We start from the raw sequence: 19,655 nt of genomic DNA on the forward strand, positions 1-19,655 counted from the left end.
CCCCCGGCTGCCATGAAAAAGCCGAAGACAGGGCCGGCGCCCGGACCGGATATCACCACCGCATGCGCGTGGAACGGCGTGCCGCGATATCAGTGCCCGCCAAAGCGCAGGCGGATACCGCCATTGAGGATGAACCCTTCGAGCGGCGCCCAGGCATCCACCGTCCACTGACCGCTTGCGGCGCGCTGCGGAAGGACCAGCGGATCATAACGCGACTGCCGCACATCGAGCAGATTTTCAGCATTGGCAAACAGGCTGATCTTGCCGAGCACGATCTCGCCGAGCAGCCCCAGATGGACATAGGGTCGCGAACGGGTCCGGAACGGATTGTCCTCCAGCTCCTGCCGGCCGGTATAGTAAAGCTCCACGCCGATCCGGCCCTTGCCATGTTCCTCCCACATGCCGACCAGACCACCGGTGTGGCGCGGTGTCAGCGGCACCCGCTGGCGGCCTGTTCCGGCCGGGTTGGGTTCGGTGGCATCGACGAAGACATAGCTTCCGGTGACCGTGAAGCCGTTCTGCTTGTACCGCAGCAGCAATTCGGAGCCTCGAATCCGGGTCGTGCCGCTGGCGTTGACCAGGCGCACCCGGTCGGCTGCAATATCTTCGAGCCTGGTCGAATTTTTGATATTCGCGCCGAACAGGGTCAGATTGGCTTCCCACGGCCCGTCGGCATAGCCCATGTCGAGCGAAGCGGTTCGCGCGCTTTCCGCTTCCAGATCGCCGAGCGGCTCCAGCCGCGACAGGCCGGCGGCCTCGATTGCATCGACAAAGGGTGTCGGCGCAAAGAAACCGCCGCCCACCGATCCCCGGACGGTCCAGTCGCCGGGCCGGTAGAGCGCCGACAGGCGCGGGCTGAACCGTGTGCCAAATTCGTCATGAAAGTCGACCCGGGCGCTCGCAGCAAGCGTCAGGTCATGGGTCGCCTCCTGCTCGAGCTGGGCGAAGATCGCCGGAACCTTGTAGCTATAGTCAAAGGCCGGAAAGCTGTCCGAGCGAAAACTGTCTGCCTGATAGGCGAGACCGCCGACCCAGGACGTGCTGCCGCTGGTCCCCGCAACAGAAGCCTCGACAAAGGCGTTGCTGTGCCGGTCGTCTTCGACAACCGCGCCGAAGCGATGCAGATGATCCTGCCGCATGGCCGACGCGCGCAGATGCAGGCTGACCCGATCACCAATCGGCTTTTCCGCCACCAGCCCGGCATCATAGCGTTCTGTATCCTGCGCCTGCACGAAGGTCGTGCCGTCGGGAACCGTGCTTCCGGGCAGAGTGCCGCCCACCCGGTCCTCGGTCATCGCGCCGAGCGTGACATAGAGGGACGAGCCGTCGTCACCATCCCACTGGAAGCGCGGGCGGGCCGTGAAACGGTCGTAGCCGGCCATGTCATACCAGCCATCGCCATCAATATCCTGACCGCTTTGCCGGTGCGCCCCGGCGGTCAGGGAAAGGCCGGCGTTGGCGCTGATCGGCCCGGCGACATAAGCGGTCAGGTCCTGCCCGTTGCGGGTGGTGGCATTGGCGAGAATGTCGGCTTCGAATTCATCCCCCGGCCGCTTCGAGACGAGATTGATAACCCCGCCCAGCGCCGATGCCCCATAGAGCGCCGATGCCGCGCCCTTGATCACCTCCACTTGCCCGAGATCGGTCGGCGGAATCTGCAGCAGCCCCAGAGAAGCCGCCTGACCGCCATAGAGCGGCAGATTGTCGGCCAGCAATTGCGTATAGCGTCCCTCCAGCCCCTGAATACGGATATTGGCAGCGCCCAGCGCGGGGGATGTGACCTGCACCCGCACGCCGCCCGTCTCGTTGACCAGCATGGCAATATTTCCGGGCCGCATGATCGCCTTTTCCTCGATCTCTTCGCCGGCAATGACCTCGACGCGAATCGGTTCATCCTGGACCCGGCGGTTGAGCCTGGTGCCCTGGACAATGATATAGTCATTTTCCTCTTCTGCATGTTCGTGGTCCGGGCCTGTCTCGACCGGACCGGCCTCCTGCGCAGCGAGTGGCATCGGGAGGCTGAAAACAGGCAAGGAGCAAAGCAGCAGAAAACGCCGGTAGCTGGAAATCACGACAAAAGTCCTTTTTGAATAATGGCAACGCGGCGGCCTATGCACCCTCTAGTAGCTATAGGGTCAAGCCGTGATGACAAGCGAAGAGACGGAATTTTCATGGCACAATTTTCGTGGCACAGGGCAATGATCTCGCAAATATTTTTCGGCATATTCTGTCAGGCACGCACCCTCTTTCCTACAATGTACCATATCGGTTATATTGGGGCGTTATTATTTTTCGCGTACCCAATCGGGTCGGGAGGTGCTAAGTGATGCCTTCTGACCGCTTTGTGAGTTTATGGGATATGCTTGAGTTTAACGCAGAGCGTTTTGTTAGGGTGAGTAACTTACTCATGAGCCTACAGGCGGGCCTGAGTGCGAATATTAATTTCGATGGGCATAGTTTTCAAATATCAGAATCAGCATTTAAAGACCTGATTTCGCTACGAGACGATTTACTCTTAATGGAAATGCCTGTTTCAGTTGCTGCGTTCGATCGCGTTCTAGAGGAGATGAAAAGGCCTGCCCCTCATTTCCAAGCAGACTGGCTGAAGGGAAGGATTGTTAATTTCTCAACAGTTGTAGGTGACGAATTGCGCGCCAAGACTTTTCTCTCTTTGCCTAGTGCGTCTGCGGCCATATTTGGCGATCCTGAGAATAAGTTCGGCCACGTTGTTCTTGACGCATTTCCATCGATTGTACCGGAAGTCCGAGAAGCAGCAAAATGCCAAGCTCTGGAGAGGTGGACTGCCAGTGTAATGCACTTAATGAGGGCCTTAGAAGTTGGACTGCAAGCGATGGCAAGGCATTATGAGGTGGAGCCTGAGCAAAATTGGAATGCAGTTTTGGAACAAGTTCAGTCAAAATTGAAGGCAATTTCAAAAAAGACCGACGGTAAAGCAGAAGAGCAATGGGCCTCGGAAGTGGGGACTCATTTTAGATTTCTGAAAAATGCATTCCGCAATCAAGCCATGCATCCACTTGCAAGATACGATGAGGAAGCAGCCATAGAAATATTCGATAGTACAAAATCATTTTTCCGGCATTTGGCGACCAGGCTTTCTGAATAATTCTACCGCTAGATTCCCCATTATCACTTGGGATGCCTTATCAGCTTCTGTGGGGTTTAGTTCGCCAGCGTCGATTAGTTCTTGAACGGCTTTTTTGAACCGCTCCGACTGCTCTTGCTGAGTTTCTTTTTGTTGCTTTTTCGGCATTAGATTGCTCTACCAGTCGTTTCATAGGTGAGCCGCTTGCCTACTACGCCTTTCAACAGTTCGTCGGCTCGTTCAATGTCATTAAACCCGTTCGCGGTGCGATTGCGATAGCGGAAGTCAAATTCTGCCAGATACCGCTGTAATGCTGATAAATGCCGCGCATTCCGCGTTTAATGATCGAGAAATAGCCTTCAATATTGTTGGTGGTGACGCCTTTGTTCACATACTGGCCAATACCATGAAAAACCTTCTTGTGGCTGGCAAATTCGCGCCCGATCCCTCTGTAGTGAAGGGCTTCCTGCATTCATAGCACTTGCAAGCGCCAATGCGGGTCGATTTGCCACCCATTTTACCAATTCGGTCAGGCACGCACCCTCTTTCCTACAATGTACCATATCGGTTATATAAGGATCATCTTACAACCATAAAAGGATGAATGCTATGATTGACCAACCGCATGCCACCGATGTTCCCCACCAGCCCGCACCACGCTGGACCCCGGAAAAACAGCGCGAATTCCTGGAAGCGCTCGCACGCTGCGGATCCGTAAAGTCGTCAGCCGCCTTTGTCGGAATGAGTCGCGAAAGCGCTTATCGCTTGCGCCGTCGACAGGAAGGGCGCGCCTTTGACCGGGCGTGGGATGCGGCGCTGATCCATGCCCGCGACCTTTATGCCGAAACCCTGCTCGAAACCGGACTCAACGGCTGGACCGAGACGGTCTGGTATCATGGCGAGGAAGTCGGCGAGCGGACGCGCTTTTCCCCCGGACTGCTGCTCGCGGCGCTGGCCCGGCTCGATGCCAAGGCCGATGGGCTGGATCTGGCCGGTGAGCCCGTGCGCGAAGCGGCGGCGGATTTTGACACAATGGTGGAAGCAATCGGCGAAGGCGATGATTGCGCGGCCATGCTCGAGGCGCAGGATCGCGCGGCACAGGCCCGGCGGGCCCCGCCCCCGAACCCGTACAGGACCGAAGCCAGCGACGAAGAATTGCTCGAGCGGCTCGAAATGTTTCACGAACGCGAACTGATAGCCGCAATGGCGCCGGAAGATGTCGATACGTCCGATCTTGATCCGTACGAGGCGGACGACTGGGACGATCTGCAATGGGCGCGCGCGGAGCGCAGTGGCATGATGGATCAGCCGGGCTTTTGGGAAAAAGCCAATCCCGAAGGTTATGATGATGATGACCATTTTGATGGCTCTGATGACTGGGGTGGCCCGGACAAGAAAGGTCCGTCTTTCCACTAAGGGGGTGTGACCCGTGTGACCCTGCAAGCCGGCCGCATCCCGATTCGCGCGGATCGGCAAGAAAGCCGTCGACAAAATATCGGTGAAAGGCCTATTTGTGGGCGTCACCTTCCGGGACCTTCGGACATTATCTTGCTGCTGAACATCTTCATCATCGTGTCGGCCATCGCAACCGGACTGCTGCTGCTCTCCCCGCGCCTTTCGAAATCGACCGTCTGGCGCGCAACGGTGACACCGCTGGCTTCGATCATCGGCAGCGGATTTCTGGTGCTCGCGCCGATATTGGTATCCGACTATGGCTATATCGCGCCGCTGGTCATGGCAGGTCTGTGCCTCGGGGCCTTCCTGTTTGGCGCGGCCATCCGGTTCAACATATTGCAGCGCAATGTCGACCATCCGCTGCCGGACCCATGGACCAACCGGCTGGAACTGGCCGCCTCATGGGCACTGGTCTTCGCCTTCACTATCTCGGTCGGCTATTATCTCAACCTGTTCGGCGCCTTCGGTGTCAGCCTGACTCCATTTGACAATAGCGCCAATGCCAAGCTGCTGACCTCGGCGGTCTATATATTGATCCTGATCGTCGGCTGGACACGCGGGTTCAAGGCGCTGGAAAAGATGGAATATAGCGCGGTGACGCTGAAACTGGCGATCATCGTCAGCCTGCTCGTCGGCCTGAGCTGGTATTTCTACCAGAAAGCGAGTGCGGAAACGCTGTTTGACCACCCGCCGCTGCTTTGCGGCTGGCCAGCGCTCACGCTCGCATTCGGCCTGATCATCACCGTCCAGGGCTTTGAAACCTCGCGCTATCTGGGCCGCGACTATGATCCGGCCACACGGATCAAATCCATGCGTCTCGCGCAGATTGTCAGCACCGTGATCTACATGATCTATATCGGACTGTTCGCCTATAGTTTCGAGCGCGAGCAATTCGCGCTTACAGAAACCGCGATCATAGACATGATGGGAATCATCACCCCGGTCCTGCCGTTGCTGCTGGTCGCCGCTGCGCTGGCCGCGCAGTTCAGCGCCGCAATCGCCGACACCAGCGGCTCGGGCGGGCTGGTCGAGGAACTGACCAGGGGCCATGTCAAGGCGCGCACCGGCTATGCGATACTGGTCGGCATGGGGCTGCTGATGACCTGGAGCGCCGATGTTTTCCAGATCATCGCTTATGCCAGCCGCGCTTTCGCGCTTTATTATACGTTGCAATCGGTGATCGCGGCGCGGCGCGCTTTCCTGACCGGGGGCAACCGGCTCAAGGGCGTGGGCTTTGTCCTGCTGGCGATGCTGGGCGTGCTGATCGTGCTGTTCGGCAATGATGTCGAATCATCGAACGGCTGAGGAGCGGCGAGCCCGGCCGCCGGCCGGCTAGGCGATGACCGTCCGCGGCCGTGCCTGCCGATAGGTACCGAGGATTCGCACGCTGTTGCAATGGAAGCCGAGTTCGGCGAGTGCCCGGTCGATCGCCGGATCGCCGGGTGCGCCCTCGATATCGGCGAAAAATTCGGTGGCGGCAAAGCTGCTGCCCTGCTGGTAGCTTTCCAGCTTGGTCATGTTGACGCCATTGGTCGCAAAGCTGCCGAGCGCCTTGTACAGCGCGGCGGGAATATTTTTGACCTCGAAAATGAAGGTCGTCATCACCGGACCATTGGGTTCGGGTTTCGCCGCCTCCGGCGCGAGCACGACGAAACGGGTGATATTGTCCGGTGCATCCTCGATCGCGTCGGCGATCGGCTGCAGGCCGTAAATCTGCGCCGCAAGCTTGGGCGCAATGGCGGCGGCATGGGGATCGTCCTGCTGCGCGACAAAGGCAGCGGCAGCGGCGGTGTCGGCATAGGCCACGGGGATGATGCCGCGCGCGCGCAGATAGTGGCGGCACTGGCCGAGTGCCTGCGGATGGCTCATCGCGGTACGGATCTCGGCATCGGCCGATCGCGCCATCAGGCAGTGGCTGATCTGCATGAAATATTCGTCGACGATATGCAGGCCCGATTCGGGGAGCAGAAAATGGATATCGGCAACCCGGCCGTTGAGCGAATTTTCAATCGGGATGATCGCGCTGCCGGCCGTGCCATGCTTCACCGCATCGATCGCATCCTCGAAGGCGAAGCAGGGAACCGGCAGTCCGTCCGGCGCATAGTCGAGCGCGGCGAGATGGGAATTGGCACCGGGTGCGCCCTGGAAGGCGATCGCCTTTTCAGGCTTTTCAGCGCCTTTTTCGGTCATTTTCCTGACCATGCCCAGTGCGTTTTTCGGAAAGCTGTCCATCTCGTCCCTCTTTTACGCTGCTGCGATAGTCGAACCGGATGCAGCGGGGCAAGAGGGAAGTGGCCCGCCCGTCGGGACCCTGTGCAATTCGCATGGCCCATCGCGTATTTTACGGCAATTGAGGCCTTGCGTTGGTCCGTGGCTCTCTTTACAGACAGCACAAATTTGGCAGGCCCTTGGCCGCCGCTCACTCAGGGGTTTGAGAGACAATATGAGCAACAATAACACCATCGCAGGTTGGGTACTGGCTGGCGGCATCGCGGCCCTCGGCTTTTCCATTCTCAGCAGCAAATATTTCCACGCCGGCCAGCACGAACGCCCCGAAGTCATGGGCTATGCGATCGAAGGCGTTGAATCCGCCGGTGGTGGTGACACGGGTCCTGCTATCGAGACCCTGCTGCAGACGGCCGATGCCGCGGCCGGTGAGAAGGTCTTCGCCAAATGCGCAGCCTGCCACACGATCAACCAGGGCGGTGCCAATGGCATTGGACCGAACCTGTGGGACACGATGGGCAAGCCGCATGGCCATGTCGCCGGCTTTGCCTATAGCGATGCGCTGAAAAGCGTTCCGGGCAACTGGGACTGGGCCGCCATGGACGCCTGGCTGACCTCGCCGCGCAAATATGCCAATGGCACGAAGATGACCTTCGCCGGCCTCGGCAAGGCCGAAGACCGCGCCAATCTGATGGTCTATCTGAACGCGCAGGGATCGAACATCCCGCTGCCGCCTCCACCGGCGGTTGAAGAACCGGCAGCGGACGAAGCGGAAGCGGAAGCCGGCGCTGATGCCGAGGCTGAAGAAGCGGTTGAAGCGGACGCAGCTGCGGCTGAAGAATAAGCCGAAGCCCGGATTGCCTAGTCGCAATCCAGTTCGTAAAATTGCTGGATAATATCCCAGGCCTCGTCTGCAGTTTCTACAAACTGGAACAGTTCGAGGTCCCTGCGGCTGATCGTGCCTTCGTCGGCGAGCGCGTCGAAGTTGATCACGCGATTCCAGAAGGTCTTGCCGAACAGCAATATCGGCAGCTTCTCCATCTTGCCGGTCTGCACCAGCGTGACCAGCTCGAGGAACTCGTCGAGCGTCCCGAAACCGCCCGGGAACACGGCTACCGCACGGGCACGCAACAGGAAGTGCATCTTGCGCAGCGCGAAATAGTGGAACTGGAAACTCAGTGACGGCGTGACAAATTCATTGGGCGCCTGCTCGTGCGGCAGGACGATATTCAGTCCGATCGACTCCTGGCCGACATCGGCGGCGCCGCGATTGGCCGCCTCCATGATCGACGGGCCGCCGCCGGAGCAGACGACGAAATCGCGCTTGCCATTGTCCGAAATGCCGCAGGCGCTGGCCAGCCGCGCCAGATTGCGGGCTTCGTCATAATATTTGGCTTTCTCTTTCAGCCGTTCCGCGATTCTCCGGGAATCCTCGTCAGGCGCCGCCTCGATCAAGGCGTCGGCCTTGTCCGGCTCGGGGATCCGCGCCGATCCGTACATTACCAGAGTGGAGCCGATACCGGCTTCGTCGAGCAGCATCTCCGGCTTGAGCAGTTCGAGCTGGAAGCGGACCGGCCGCAATTCCTCACGGAGCAGGAAATCGGTGTCCTGAAAAGCCAGCCGATAAGCCGGATCGCGAGTCTGCGCCGTTTCCAAATGGGCCTTCTCGGCAAATTCGGCTTCTTCCTTGGCGTGGTAAAAGCGGCGGTCGTGGAGATCTTTATTGGTCATGGCTTCGCCCTAGAGCAAAGATTTGTGGCTGACCAGTAGCCTTGTCCCGCTAGCGGCAATATCCGTTTCCGCTCATATCGAGATGGAAATGATCGCGATGAGCGGCATTGTAGTTCGGACTGAGAACAGTGCCGAAGCGTTTGCAGGCACTGTCGTGGATTGCGGCGAGAAACTGCATTTCCTGGCGCCCGCTTTTCCAGTTATTCTCGACCGTGATACGCCGACCGTCGGTGAGCACGAAAGCGGATACGTCGATCGCATTGGCATGGGCATGTTGCGACAATTTACCCGACCCGGCGATATTGCGGCAACTATAGCTGCCCATCGTTTCGATCCGCTTGAGATCGCTACCGAGATATTTGCGGGCCGCGCGTTTGACGGCATATTCGGTCCAGGCGGCAAATTTGCCGGCCAACTCGCATTTGACCGGGCCGAGATTGGTCACGTCCGCGCCGACATCGAGCAGCTTGATACTGTCGATCTGGCTGCACCCTCCGCTGAACTGGCGATTGGGCAAGGGAGAGAAACGGACATTGGCCTTGCCAAGGTCGCTGTAACATTGCCGCGCTGCCGCTGTCGGATTGAAGGAGCCGAGACCGGCGGAGGCTTGTGGCCGCTGAGATTGACCGCTGCTGCTACCCGCCGGTATTGCCCCACATGCGCTGACCATCAAGGAGACTAGGCCCAGAAGCGCAACAGCGCGCGTCTGGCGAACGTTATACGATTTCATTGTCATGCCCAGCGCTATGTCAGAAGATGGTTAAATCCGGACTGATATCCATGGTTAACAATATCTTGCCAGATATGGTTTGTGCTCGGGGGGTAAAGCAGCCGGACACCATAACCAGAAAGTCTGGCGGGGAAAAACCGTAAAAAAAACCATCTTTGAGCATTGAAAAAGGCGCCGGAACACCCGATCTCGAACATTGTATTCGCCATTGTTCCGGTGTCTGCGGACATTTTCGATTCACGGGACTGGACAAGACCGCGCATTCCAGATCGCGGCAAATCGATTAGAGTTGGAGGAAATGATCATGAAAAATTCCACAATTGCCGTAGCGATCGCTACCATATTGGCGACCACCGGATTTTCCGCACCCGCCCTCGCGACGGGCAAGATGACCTGCGATGCAGGACCCCAATCCGGCTGGAAAACGCAGGCCCAACTCGAAGCGGCGCTGGTAGAACAGGGCTGGACGGTCAAAAAATCCAAGGTCGATGGCGGCTGCTATGAAGTTTATGGCACCACTCCGGAAGGCGAACCGGTAGAGGCCTATTTTCACCCTGTATCGCTCGAAAAACTGCTGGTTTCACGCCGCGGCAAGGTTCTTTTCCGCAAGCAATAGCCGGTATCAATCGCAACCAAGAACGCGCTTGACATGCTGCGCCGCACCATACAAAGCGGCGCCGGGCCACGCGGTCCCAACGCCGCGCGAGCTCTCTGTAAGGAGAAGCGTTTAAATGACTGATACGACTATACCGACGCCAGAATTGCGTCCTGACTGCCCGAATTTTTCTTCGGGTCCCACAGCCAAATTTCCCGGCTGGTCCCTCGACAAACTCAACACCATCGCCATGGGCCGTTCGCATCGTTCCGCGACCGGCAAGGCGCGCCTGAAATATGCTATCGACCTCAGTCGCGAGCTGCTCGGCATCCCCGACGACTATCTGATCGGCATCGTGCCGGCCTCCGATACCGGAGCCGTCGAACTGGCGATGTGGAACATGCTCGGCGCGCGTCCGGTGACGGTTGCAGCATGGGAAAGCTTCGGCAATGTCTGGATCCAGGACGCCGTGAAGCAGCTCAAGCCTGCCGACCTCACGGTCCTCGAAGCCGATTATGGTGAAATCCCGGACCTGACCACAATCGACAAGGGTGACGATATTGTCTTCACCTGGAACGGCACCACTTCGGGTGCGCGAATTCCCGATACCGACTGGATAGCGGACGACCGCGAAGGCGTGACGATCAACGACGCTACCAGCGCCGTCTTTGCCCAGCCGATGGACTGGTCGAAGCTCGATGCCACCACCTACAGCTGGCAGAAGGTCATGGGTTCCGAAGCCGGTCACGGCATGCTCATCCTCAGCCCGCGTGCCGTCGAGCGGATCGAAAGCTACACCCCGTCCTGGCCGTTGCCGAAAATCTTCCGGGTGAAAAAGGGCGACAAGCTCAACACCGCGATTTTCGAAGGCGCAACGATCAACACGCCGTCCCTGCTCGCGACCGAAGATTATATCGCTTCGCTCGAATGGGCAAAGTCGATCGGCGGCTTGTCCGAACTGCATGCCCGTGCCGACCGCAACGCCAAAACCGTCCACGACTGGCTCGAAGCCACGCCATGGATGCGCAATATGGTCAGCGATCCGGCCAAATGGACCAACACCGGCGTCTGCATGGTGTTCCAGGGCGAATGGTATGACAGCCTCGACGAAGACGCCAAGGCTTCCGTGCCCAAGAAGATCGCCGCAATGCTCGAAAAAATGGACATTGCCTATGATTTCAACGGCTATCGCGATGCGCCGCCGTCGCTGCGCATCTGGTGCGGTTCGACCGTCGAGCAGGAAGACGTTCGCCGTCTGCTGCTCTGGATCGAATGGGCCTATGCTCAGGTGAAAGCCGAGCTTCCCTAATTGTGTCGCCCCGGCGCAAGCCGGGGCCAGACCAATGCCCTGCTGTAAAGCCATTGGTCTAGAAGCCGGCCCGTGCCGGCGCGATCATTCCGACAAGGAACATTATCATGCCAAAAGTACTTATTTCCGACAAAATGGACCCGAAAGCCGCCGAGATTTTCCGCGAACGCGGTTGCGAAGTTGACGAAATCACCGGCCAGACACCGGAAGAGCTGATGAAGATCATCGGTGAATATGACGGCCTTGCCATTCGCTCCTCGACCACGGTCACTCCCGAAATACTGGAAGCCGCGACCAATCTGAAAGTGGTCGGCCGCGCCGGTATCGGTGTCGACAATGTCGATATTCCCGCCGCTTCCGCCAAGGGCGTTGTGGTAATGAACACGCCATTCGGCAACAGCATCACCACAGCAGAACATGCCATTGCGCTGATGTTCGCGCTCGCGCGCCAGCTTCCCGCCGCCGACTTGTCGACTCAGGCCGGCAAATGGGAAAAATCCAAATTCATGGGCGTCGAGCTGACCAGCAAGACGCTCGGCCTGATCGGCGCCGGCAATATCGGTTCGATTGTAGCCGAACGCGCCATCGGCCTGCGGATGAAGGTTGTCGCCTATGACCCGTTCCTCACCGAGGAGCGCGCGGTTGAAATGGGTGTCGAGAAAGTCTCGCTGGACGATTTGCTCGCCCGCGCCGACTTTATCACCATGCACACCCCGCTCACTGACCAGACACGCAATATCCTGTCTGCCGAAGCGCTCGCCAAGACCAAGCCGGGCGTGCGGATCATCAACTGCGCACGCGGCGGCCTGATCGACGAAGCGGCCTTGAAAGAAGCTCTCGAATCCGGCCACGTTGCCGGCGCGGCCTTGGACGTTTATGCTCAGGAACCGGCAAAGGAAAACGCGTTGTTTGGCACGCCTAACCTGATCTGCACACCGCATCTCGGAGCGTCGACCAGCGAGGCACAGGTAAATGTGGCAATCCAGGTCGCCGAGCAGATGGCCGACTATCTGGTCAATGGCGGCGTCGAAAATGCGCTCAACATGCCAAGCCTCTCGGCTGAACAGGCACCGAAGCTGAAACCCTATATGGCGCTTGCCACCCAGCTTGGTTCTCTCGTCGGCCAACTCGCAGCCGACCAGATCAAGGGCGTATCCGTTGAAGTGGAAGGCGCAGCCGCAGAGCTGGACCAGAAGCCAATTACGGCAGCGGTTCTGGCCGGACTGATGCGGGCCTATAGCGACACCGTCAACATGGTCAACGCGCCCTATCTGGCGAAGGAACGCGGTCTCGACGTTCGCGAAATCCGTCACGAGCGCGAGGGCGACTATCACACTCTGGTCCGCGTTTCGGTGACAACGGACGAAGGCGAAAAATCGGTTGCCGGCACTTTGTTCGGATCGTCCGGGCCACGCTTGGTCGAGATGTTCGGCATCAAGGTCGAGGCGGATATGGAAGGCGACATGCTCTATATCGTCAACCGCGACGAGCCCGGCTTTATCGGGCGCGTCGGTTCGACGCTGGGCGAGGCGGGCGTCAATATCGGCACCTTCCACCTTGGCCGTCGCAGCGATGCTCCGGGTGGCGAAGCTGTATTACTGCTGTCGATCGATTCACCGGTCGAAGAGCCCGTCCTCTGGTCGGTCTGTCAGCTGGAAGGCGTCAAAACGGTCAAGGCCTTGAGCTTTTGATTCAATAGGGCGAGACCCAAGAAAAAAGATGGCCTGAGCCTTTGCTTGGGCTATGGAGCAGGGCCATGCGAAAACCATCCAATCTTCTGCCCGAAGGATTTCACGACGCGCTGCCGCCTTATGCCGAGGCGGCATCGCGACTGGAACGCGATGTACTCGATACGCTGGCCAGCCACGGTTATGCGCGGGTCACACCGCCTCTGGTCGAATATGAGGACGGGTTGACCAACCGGATGCAGGGCGCTTCGCGAAGCGATCTGATGCGGTTTGTCGATCCGATCTCCCAGCGCACCCTGGCGTTGCGTCCGGACATGACAATGCAGGTCGGCCGGATTGCCACGACCAGTCTGGCGGACCGGCCGCGGCCACTTCGGCTGAGCTATTCGGGCCAGGTATTGAAACTGCGCTCGGGGCAGTTGCAACCGGAGCGCAGCCGGTTGCAGATTGGCGCGGAACTGATTGGCAGCGACAGCGTCATTGCCGCCAGCGAAATTGTCTCGGTCGCGATCGAAGCGCTCGAGCGGGCGGGTGTTTCCGGCATCACCGTCGACTTCACGCTCCCCGACCTGATCGATATTCTGGCCGCCGGTCCCTTGCCCTTGAACGAGGCCCAGATTGCCGAGGTCCGCGGCGAACTGGACATGAAGGATGCCGGCGGGCTCAACGCGATGGGGGCCACCGGCTATCTGCCGCTGATCGAGGCAACCGGCCCGTTCGACGAAGCGATGGCGAAAATGCGGGAATTCGACAGCGACGGTCTGCTGGGTTCACGACTGGACGGTATTTCCCGGATCGCCGCCAGCATCCAGGGCAAAGCCAGCCTTACTCTCGATCCGACCGAACGCCATGGTTTCGAATATCAGAACTGGTTCGGCTTCACCCTCTATGCCGACAGTTTCATCGGTGCCCTGGGCCGTGGCGGCAGTTATGAAATCGTGCACCCTGACGGCGCAACAGAAGCCGCGGTCGGCTTCTCGCTCTATCCCAATCCCCTGATCGACGCCGGCTTTGGTGCCAAAACCAGCGAGCAGATATTTTTGCCGATCGGCCATGACAAGGATATTGCCGCGCAGCTGCGGGAATCGGGATGGCGCACGGTGGCGGCCCTCTCAGACAAAGACCGGGCCGAGGCGCTCGGATGTTCCCATATTCTAAACGGCGATCAGCCGGAACCAGTATAAGAAAGTGATTCAATGGCCAATGTAACGGTAATCGGCGCACAATGGGGTGATGAAGGCAAAGGCAAGATCGTCGACTGGCTTTCCGAACGCGCCGATGTCGTGGTCCGCTTTCAGGGCGGCCATAATGCGGGCCATACGCTGGTCGTCGATGGCGCCGTGTACAAGCTCTCGCTGCTGCCATCGGGCATCGTTCGTGGCGCCCTGTCGATTATCGGCAATGGTGTTGTGCTCGACCCGTGGCATCTGCGCGACGAGATCGAGAAACTGACCGGACAGGGTGTGGCAATCAATACCGACAATTTCGGCATCGCCGAGACCTGCCCGCTGATCCTGCCGATCCACCGCGATCTTGACGCGATGCGCGAGGATGCCAGCGGCAAGGGCAAGATCGGGACGACCCGCCGCGGTATTGGCCCGGCCTATGAAGACAAGGTTGGTCGCCGCGCGATCCGGGTCTGCGATCTCGCCCATCTCGATGATCTGGGTCCGCAACTCGACCGGCTGTGTGCGCATCACGACGCGCTCCGTGCCGGCTTTGGCGAACCGCCGGTGGACCGCGAGCGGCTGCTCAATGACCTGAAGGAAATTGCCGACAGTGTGTTGCAATATGCCCAGCCGGTCTGGAAGCGCCTCAACGAGGCGCGGCGCGACGGCAAGCGCATCCTGTTCGAAGGCGCGCAGGGCGTGTTGCTGGATGTCGACCACGGCACCTATCCGTTTGTCACAAGCTCGAATACGATTTCGGGCACCGCTGCGGGTGGCTCCGGCATCGGCCCGTCCGGGACCGGCTATGTCCTTGGCATCACCAAGGCCTATACAACCCGCGTCGGCTCCGGCCCCTTCCCGACCGAGCTGAATGACGATATCGGTCAGCGGCTTGGCGAGCGCGGCCATGAATTCGGCACCGTTACCGGCCGTCAGCGGCGCTGCGGCTGGTTTGATGCGGTGCTCGTGCGGCAGGCTCTGGCGGTGTCCGGCGTTGCCGGCATTGCGCTGACCAAGCTCGACGTGCTCGACGGATTCGAGCAACTGAAAATCTGTGTCGGTTACGAACTCGATGGCGTCACATACGATTATCTGCCGCCCCACCATCAGGATCAGGCCGCGGTCAAACCGGTCTACGAGACGCTGGAAGGATGGAGCGAATCCACCGCCGGCGCGCGCAGCTGGGCCGATCTGCCGGCGCAGGCAATCAAATATATCCGGCGGGTGGAAGAACTGATCCAGTGTCCTGTGGCATTGGTGAGCACGTCGCCGGAGCGGGACGATACGATATTGGTGACGGATCCGTTCGCGGATTGAGGCCCCCTTCGGACTCAAATCTTATAGTTGGCCGCCAGATTTCAGCGTTAAACATCGTCCGCAGAGATCATTTCCTCGCGGTCGATCTCGCCGGTCATCGAAGCCACTGTCACCGCTACGGCTGCATCGCCCGAGACATTGGTGGTCGTGCGCATCATGTCCATGATCCGGTCGACACCGGCAACAAAGGCGATGGTTTCAAGCGGCACGCCAACGCTGCCGAACACCAGCGCCATCATGATCAGGCCAGCGCCCGGAATACCCGCCGCGCCAATCGCGCCGAGGGTTGAGGTGATGGAGATCAGGAAATAGTCGCCCCAAGAGAGGTCAACGCCGAAAATCTGTGCCCCGAACAACGTCGCAAGGCCCAGATACATGGCCGTTCCGTTCATATTGATCGTCGCGCCCAGCGAGACGACAAAGCTGGCCACCGAATTGCGGACACCCAGATTGCGTTCGACGCAGCGCAGCGTCACCGGCAAGGTCGCGTTGGAAGAAGCGGTCGAATAGCTGACCGCGATTGCGTCAACGATACCGCGGAAGAAATCGATCGGAGGCAGTTTCGCGACGAACTTAATCATCCCCGAATAGACGATCCCGATGATCAGCAGGCAGCCGAGATAGTTGAGTCCAACCAACTGCGCCAGCGAGATCAGGGCATCGATGCCCAGCGTGCCTGCGACCCAAGCCATCAGCGCGAACACACCAAATGGCGTCAATTCCATCACGATCATCGTGACTTTCTGCATGACGATGGCGCCGCTATCGAAAATTTTGGCCAGCGGCTTGCCGTCTTCCTTGGCCATCAGAATGCCTATACCGATCAGCAAGGCAAAGACGATCAGCGGCAATACGCGCACGTCGGCCATGACCTGAACCGGACTGTCCGGGACGATCGAGAGGATCATGTCCACGGCGGTCGTATCATTGGGCGCAGGAGTTTCGCCCATTTCGATCGTATCGGTGTCGACGCCCGCTCCGGGCTGGAAAAATGTGCCAAGCGCAAGACCCAGCCAGGCGGCTATCTGACCTGTTATCACGAACAGGATCATCGCCCGCCCGCCAACGCTGCCCAGTTTCTTGAGATCCCCCAGCGCCGCTACGCCGGCAACCAGAGAGAAGAAGATCAGCGGAACGACCAGCATCTTGATCGCCTTGATGAAGAAATCGCCGATCCATTTGATGGTTTCCGATTCCGGCCCCCAAACCAGGCCGGTGATGACGCCGAGCACAAGCGCCGCGATCACACGCTGCCAGAGCGGTATCTTGAACCAGAATGCCAACATGCGATTGTCCCCCGAAATTCTATCCACCCATGCCTATCGACCGCTGCGGGGCGCGGCAAGCCTTTAGGCCGTGGTTACATCCAGAAGCTGATCGCCAGACAGGTCGACAGTCCGACGCCAAAGGTCAGCGGAATTCCGGCCTTGAAGAAGTCGGTGAACCGGTAATTGCCTGCTGCGTAGACCAGCGTATTGGTTTGATAGCCGATCGGTGTGGCGAAACTGGCGGAAGCGGCGAACATCACCGCAATCACCAGCGGGCGAGGATCTACTCCCAGATCATTGCCCAGTGCAATGGCGATCGGCGTGATGATGATAGCGACCGCGTTGTTGGTAACGATCTCGGTCATGATCACGGACAGGACGTAAATCGCAAAAACCAGCCCCCATGGTGGTACTTCCCGCAAAAAAGGAGTCAGTTCGGACACGATCAGGTCGACACTTCCGGCTTGCTGCAGCCCCAGACCGACCGCGAGCATCCCGAATATCAGAACCAGCACATTGCCATCGATTGACCCCCAGGCCTCTTCCGCGTCGATACAGCGCGCCAGCAGGATTGCACCAACCGCCAGAATGGCCGCGACCGCGAGAGATATGATATTGAACGCGGCAAGAACCACCACCGCGACAAGGGCCCCGATAGCAACGGGAGCCCGGTCCCTGCGAAAGGCCCGAATCTTGGTTTGTCCGACCCCGAAAAGATTGGGGTTCTGATACATGCGGTGAATATCTTCGCTCGATCCAGTCACCAGCAACCGGTCCGCCGCGTGAATACGGGCGTTGGTCAGGTCGGACCGCGGCAGGTTGCGATAGCGGGTCATGCCCAATATGCGAACATTGAGCTGCGACAGGAACGGTATGTCATACAGCCGGTTACCGATGCTGGGATGGCTCGGCGCCACCGTTGCCTCGACCAGTTCCTCTCCCAATGGCCCCGCATCACCCTTGTGGACGATGCCGACTTTGAAATCTTCCGATTCGCGCAGCGAGATCAGCTCGGCGAGATCCAGCTGCACCACGATCCGGTCGCCCGCCCGCAGTTCATGGTGATCAAGATCGTGGCGAATATAGCTGCTCAATCTTTTGACAGCCGTGACCTCAAGGCCGGCGCGGCGCAATTCGGGGACGGCGGAAAGTTTCTTGTCGATCACCGATGCTCTGTTGCGCACCGTCAATTCGGTAAGAAAGGCGCTTTCATCGCTACTGTCAAACTGGCCCTGAACCTCTCCGCCTGGCAACAGCCAGCTGCTGAACAGGACCATCATCACGGTGCCGGCAACAGCCGCGATCAGGCCATAAGGCGTGATTTCGAAAATCCCGAACCCGGCCAGCCCCTGGTCACGCGCCACGGCATCGACAATCAGGTTGGTCGACGTGCCGATCAGCGTGGTCGTACCGCCCAATATGCAGATGAAGCTCAGCGGGATCAGCAATTTCTTGGACGAAAAACCGGTCGCCCGCGAGAGCCGCAGGATGATCGGGATCAGAACAATCACCACCGGCGTGTTGTTCATGAAGGCGGAAGCGACAAAGGCCCCCAGAAACATTTCCGCGACCGCCAGCTTCGGATGCCGCTTGGCGCGCTTGATGATGAATCCGGCAATGGCATCGATTGTGCCAGTGCGCAGCAAAGCCCCAGACAGGATGAACATCGCGGCAATCGTGATCGGCGCCGTGTTGGAGAAGACCGAAAACAAACCGTCGGAATCGATGATCCCGAGAAACAGGAACATGCAGGCACCGAGCACCGCAACCACTGCGGCGGGAAAGCGCTCCATGATGAACCCGGCAAACAGGAAGCCGAGAATCACGAGACCGATGACAGCCTTGTTGGCTTGGATATATTCATCAATAACGTGGAGGATGAGGTCGATCATGGATCAGGAACAACCTTCAATAGAGCTTGCCGAAGCGCGAGATGCCGCTCCTTGGGTCGTTATATCTGCCAGAGAGCTCATCCGCATTGCGCCCTGTGCATCATCTTCTGATCGGCGAGCACGAGCGCCATCATCGCTTCCACGACCGGTACACCGCGTATGCCGACACAGGGATCATGACGACCCTTGGTCGATATTTCGGTCGCCTCGCCGTCCGGAGAGATGGTCGGCACGGGCGTCAGAATGGAACTGGTCGGTTTGAACGCCACACGGCAGAAGACCGGCTGGCCGGTGGATATACCGCCTGCGGTGCCGCCGCTATGATTGGAGTCAAATCGCGGGCCGTTGTTACCGGGCCGCATCGCATCGGCATTTTCTTCGCCGCGCAGGCGAGCAGCCGCGAAACCGTCGCCAATTTCAACACCCTTAGTCGCGTTGATCGTCATCATTGCTGCGGCAATTTCGCTGTCCAGCTTGGCATAGATGGGCGCTCCCCAACCGGCTGGAACACCGGTCGCCTCGCAGGCAATGATAGCACCGAGGCTGCTGCCGTCCTTGCGCGCACCATCGACCAGGGATTCCCAGCGCTTGGCCGCTACCGGATCGGGACAGAAAAACGGATTATTGCCGATCTCGTTGGCATCAAAATTTGCCGGATCAATGGCGTCACCGCCGATTTCGGCCACCCATGCGCGGATCGTGACTTCCGGAATCACCAGCCGCGCCACGGCACCGGCAGCAACCCGTGATGCCGTTTCCCGTGCGCTGGACCGGCCACCGCCGCGATAGTCGCGAAAGCCGTATTTCTGGTCATAGGCATAGTCGGCATGACCGGGGCGGTAAGCTTTGGCGACTTCGCTATAATCCTTGGACCGCTGATCGACATTCTCGATCATCAGCGAAATCGGCGTACCGGTTGTCTTGCCTTCGAAAACACCGGAGAGGATTTTGACCTGATCCGGTTCCTGTCGCTGGGTCGTATATTTCGACTGGCCGGGCCGCCGGGCATCCAGAAATGGCTGCACGTCGGCCTCGCTCAGTTCCAGTCCTGGCGGGCAGCCGTCAACCACCGCGCCCAGCGCAGGTCCGTGGCTTTCTCCCCAAGTGGAAAAGCGAAAGGCGTGACCGAAGATATTAAAACTCAAAACTCGCTCTCCGCGTTTAAAGACTTA

16 protein-coding genes and 1 pseudogene are annotated in these 19,655 nt (G+C 59.1%); 9 read left to right on the forward strand and 8 right to left on the reverse strand.

The features are described 5' to 3' along the window. Positions 1-89 precede the first annotated feature (89 nt). Positions 90-2,072 carry a TonB-dependent receptor gene (locus tag CHN51_RS04020; protein WP_240616858.1) on the reverse strand — a complete coding sequence of 661 codons (1,983 nt, stop codon included), beginning with the start codon at positions 2,070-2,072 and terminating at the stop codon, positions 90-92. 251 nt (positions 2,073-2,323) lie between these two features. On the opposite strand from CHN51_RS04020, the gene CHN51_RS04030 reads away from it, so the two are divergent. Continuing rightward, positions 2,324-3,124, forward strand: a complete 801-nt coding sequence (locus CHN51_RS04030) for a hypothetical protein (protein WP_123906228.1) — start codon at positions 2,324-2,326, stop codon at positions 3,122-3,124. 146 nt (positions 3,125-3,270) lie between these two features. On the opposite strand, the pseudogene CHN51_RS04035 reads toward CHN51_RS04030, so the two are convergent. Beyond that, positions 3,271-3,548, reverse strand: a pseudogene (locus tag CHN51_RS04035) (transposase); the annotation flags it as partial. A 164-nt stretch (positions 3,549-3,712) separates the two neighbouring features. Here CHN51_RS04035 and CHN51_RS04040 point away from each other — a divergent pair. Both CHN51_RS04040 and CHN51_RS04045 read left to right on the forward strand, forming a co-directional pair. Next, positions 3,713-4,519: a hypothetical protein gene (locus tag CHN51_RS04040; protein ID WP_100092867.1), complete on the forward strand. Its 807-nt coding sequence runs from the start codon at positions 3,713-3,715 to the stop codon at positions 4,517-4,519. A 132-nt stretch (positions 4,520-4,651) separates the two neighbouring features. Then, positions 4,652-5,863 carry a hypothetical protein gene (locus tag CHN51_RS04045; RefSeq protein ID WP_206169976.1) on the forward strand — a complete coding sequence of 404 codons (1,212 nt, stop codon included), beginning with the start codon at positions 4,652-4,654 and terminating at the stop codon, positions 5,861-5,863. 27 nt (positions 5,864-5,890) lie between these two features. Here CHN51_RS04045 and CHN51_RS04050 read toward each other — a convergent pair whose 3' ends face one another. Next, positions 5,891-6,790, reverse strand: coding sequence for a prephenate dehydratase (locus CHN51_RS04050; protein WP_100092868.1), 900 nt, complete (start codon positions 6,788-6,790; stop codon positions 5,891-5,893). A gap of 211 nt (positions 6,791-7,001) precedes the next feature. Between CHN51_RS04050 and CHN51_RS04055 the strand changes: the two genes are divergently transcribed. Further along, a complete protein-coding gene (locus tag CHN51_RS04055) occupies positions 7,002-7,628 on the forward strand; it encodes a cytochrome c family protein (protein WP_100092869.1) in 627 nt (208 codons plus the stop codon). A gap of 17 nt (positions 7,629-7,645) precedes the next feature. Here CHN51_RS04055 and CHN51_RS04060 read toward each other — a convergent pair whose 3' ends face one another. Both CHN51_RS04060 and CHN51_RS04065 read right to left on the reverse strand, forming a co-directional pair. Beyond that, positions 7,646-8,515, reverse strand: a complete 870-nt coding sequence (locus tag CHN51_RS04060; RefSeq protein ID WP_100092870.1) for an LOG family protein — start codon at positions 8,513-8,515, stop codon at positions 7,646-7,648. 49 nt (positions 8,516-8,564) lie between these two features. Further along, positions 8,565-9,251, reverse strand: a complete 687-nt coding sequence (locus CHN51_RS04065; RefSeq protein WP_100092871.1) for an extensin family protein — start codon at positions 9,249-9,251, stop codon at positions 8,565-8,567. Positions 9,252-9,549: 298 nt separating this feature from the next. Between CHN51_RS04065 and CHN51_RS04070 the strand changes: the two genes are divergently transcribed. The 5 genes from CHN51_RS04070 to CHN51_RS04090 all read left to right on the forward strand — a co-directional run bounded on the left by CHN51_RS04070 (position 9,550) and on the right by CHN51_RS04090 (position 15,323). Further along, positions 9,550-9,861 (forward strand): PepSY domain-containing protein, encoded by a 312-nt coding sequence (locus tag CHN51_RS04070; protein WP_100095418.1) that lies wholly within the window; start codon positions 9,550-9,552, stop codon positions 9,859-9,861. A gap of 115 nt (positions 9,862-9,976) precedes the next feature. Further along, entirely contained in the window at positions 9,977-11,149 is a 1,173-nt protein-coding gene (locus CHN51_RS04075) for a phosphoserine transaminase (protein ID WP_100092872.1), read from the forward strand. A gap of 107 nt (positions 11,150-11,256) precedes the next feature. Further along, the gene (gene serA, locus CHN51_RS04080) at positions 11,257-12,840 is read left to right on the forward strand and encodes a phosphoglycerate dehydrogenase (RefSeq protein WP_100092873.1); all 1,584 of its coding nucleotides are present in this window, start codon (positions 11,257-11,259) and stop codon (positions 12,838-12,840) included. 65 nt (positions 12,841-12,905) lie between these two features. Continuing rightward, complete coding sequence (locus CHN51_RS04085) at positions 12,906-14,021, forward strand: ATP phosphoribosyltransferase regulatory subunit (protein ID WP_100092874.1); 1,116 nt, start codon at positions 12,906-12,908, stop codon at positions 14,019-14,021. 12 nt (positions 14,022-14,033) lie between these two features. Next, positions 14,034-15,323 carry an adenylosuccinate synthase gene (locus tag CHN51_RS04090; RefSeq protein ID WP_100092875.1) on the forward strand — a complete coding sequence of 430 codons (1,290 nt, stop codon included), beginning with the start codon at positions 14,034-14,036 and terminating at the stop codon, positions 15,321-15,323. A 47-nt stretch (positions 15,324-15,370) separates the two neighbouring features. On the opposite strand, the gene CHN51_RS04095 is transcribed toward CHN51_RS04090, so the two are convergent. From CHN51_RS04095 to aroC, 3 genes are all read right to left on the reverse strand, one after another. Beyond that, positions 15,371-16,609, reverse strand: coding sequence for a dicarboxylate/amino acid:cation symporter (locus tag CHN51_RS04095; RefSeq protein ID WP_100092876.1), 1,239 nt, complete (start codon positions 16,607-16,609; stop codon positions 15,371-15,373). Positions 16,610-16,683: 74 nt separating this feature from the next. After that, a complete protein-coding gene (locus CHN51_RS04100) occupies positions 16,684-18,483 on the reverse strand; it encodes an SLC13 family permease (protein WP_100092877.1) in 1,800 nt (599 codons plus the stop codon). Between the two features lie 77 nt (positions 18,484-18,560). Then, entirely contained in the window at positions 18,561-19,628 is a 1,068-nt protein-coding gene (gene aroC / locus CHN51_RS04105; protein WP_100092878.1) for a chorismate synthase, read from the reverse strand. Between the last annotated feature and the right edge of the window lie 27 nt (positions 19,629-19,655).

Source organism: Sphingorhabdus sp. YGSMI21, from assembly GCF_002776575.1.
GTDB lineage: Bacteria > Pseudomonadota > Alphaproteobacteria > Sphingomonadales > Sphingomonadaceae > Parasphingorhabdus.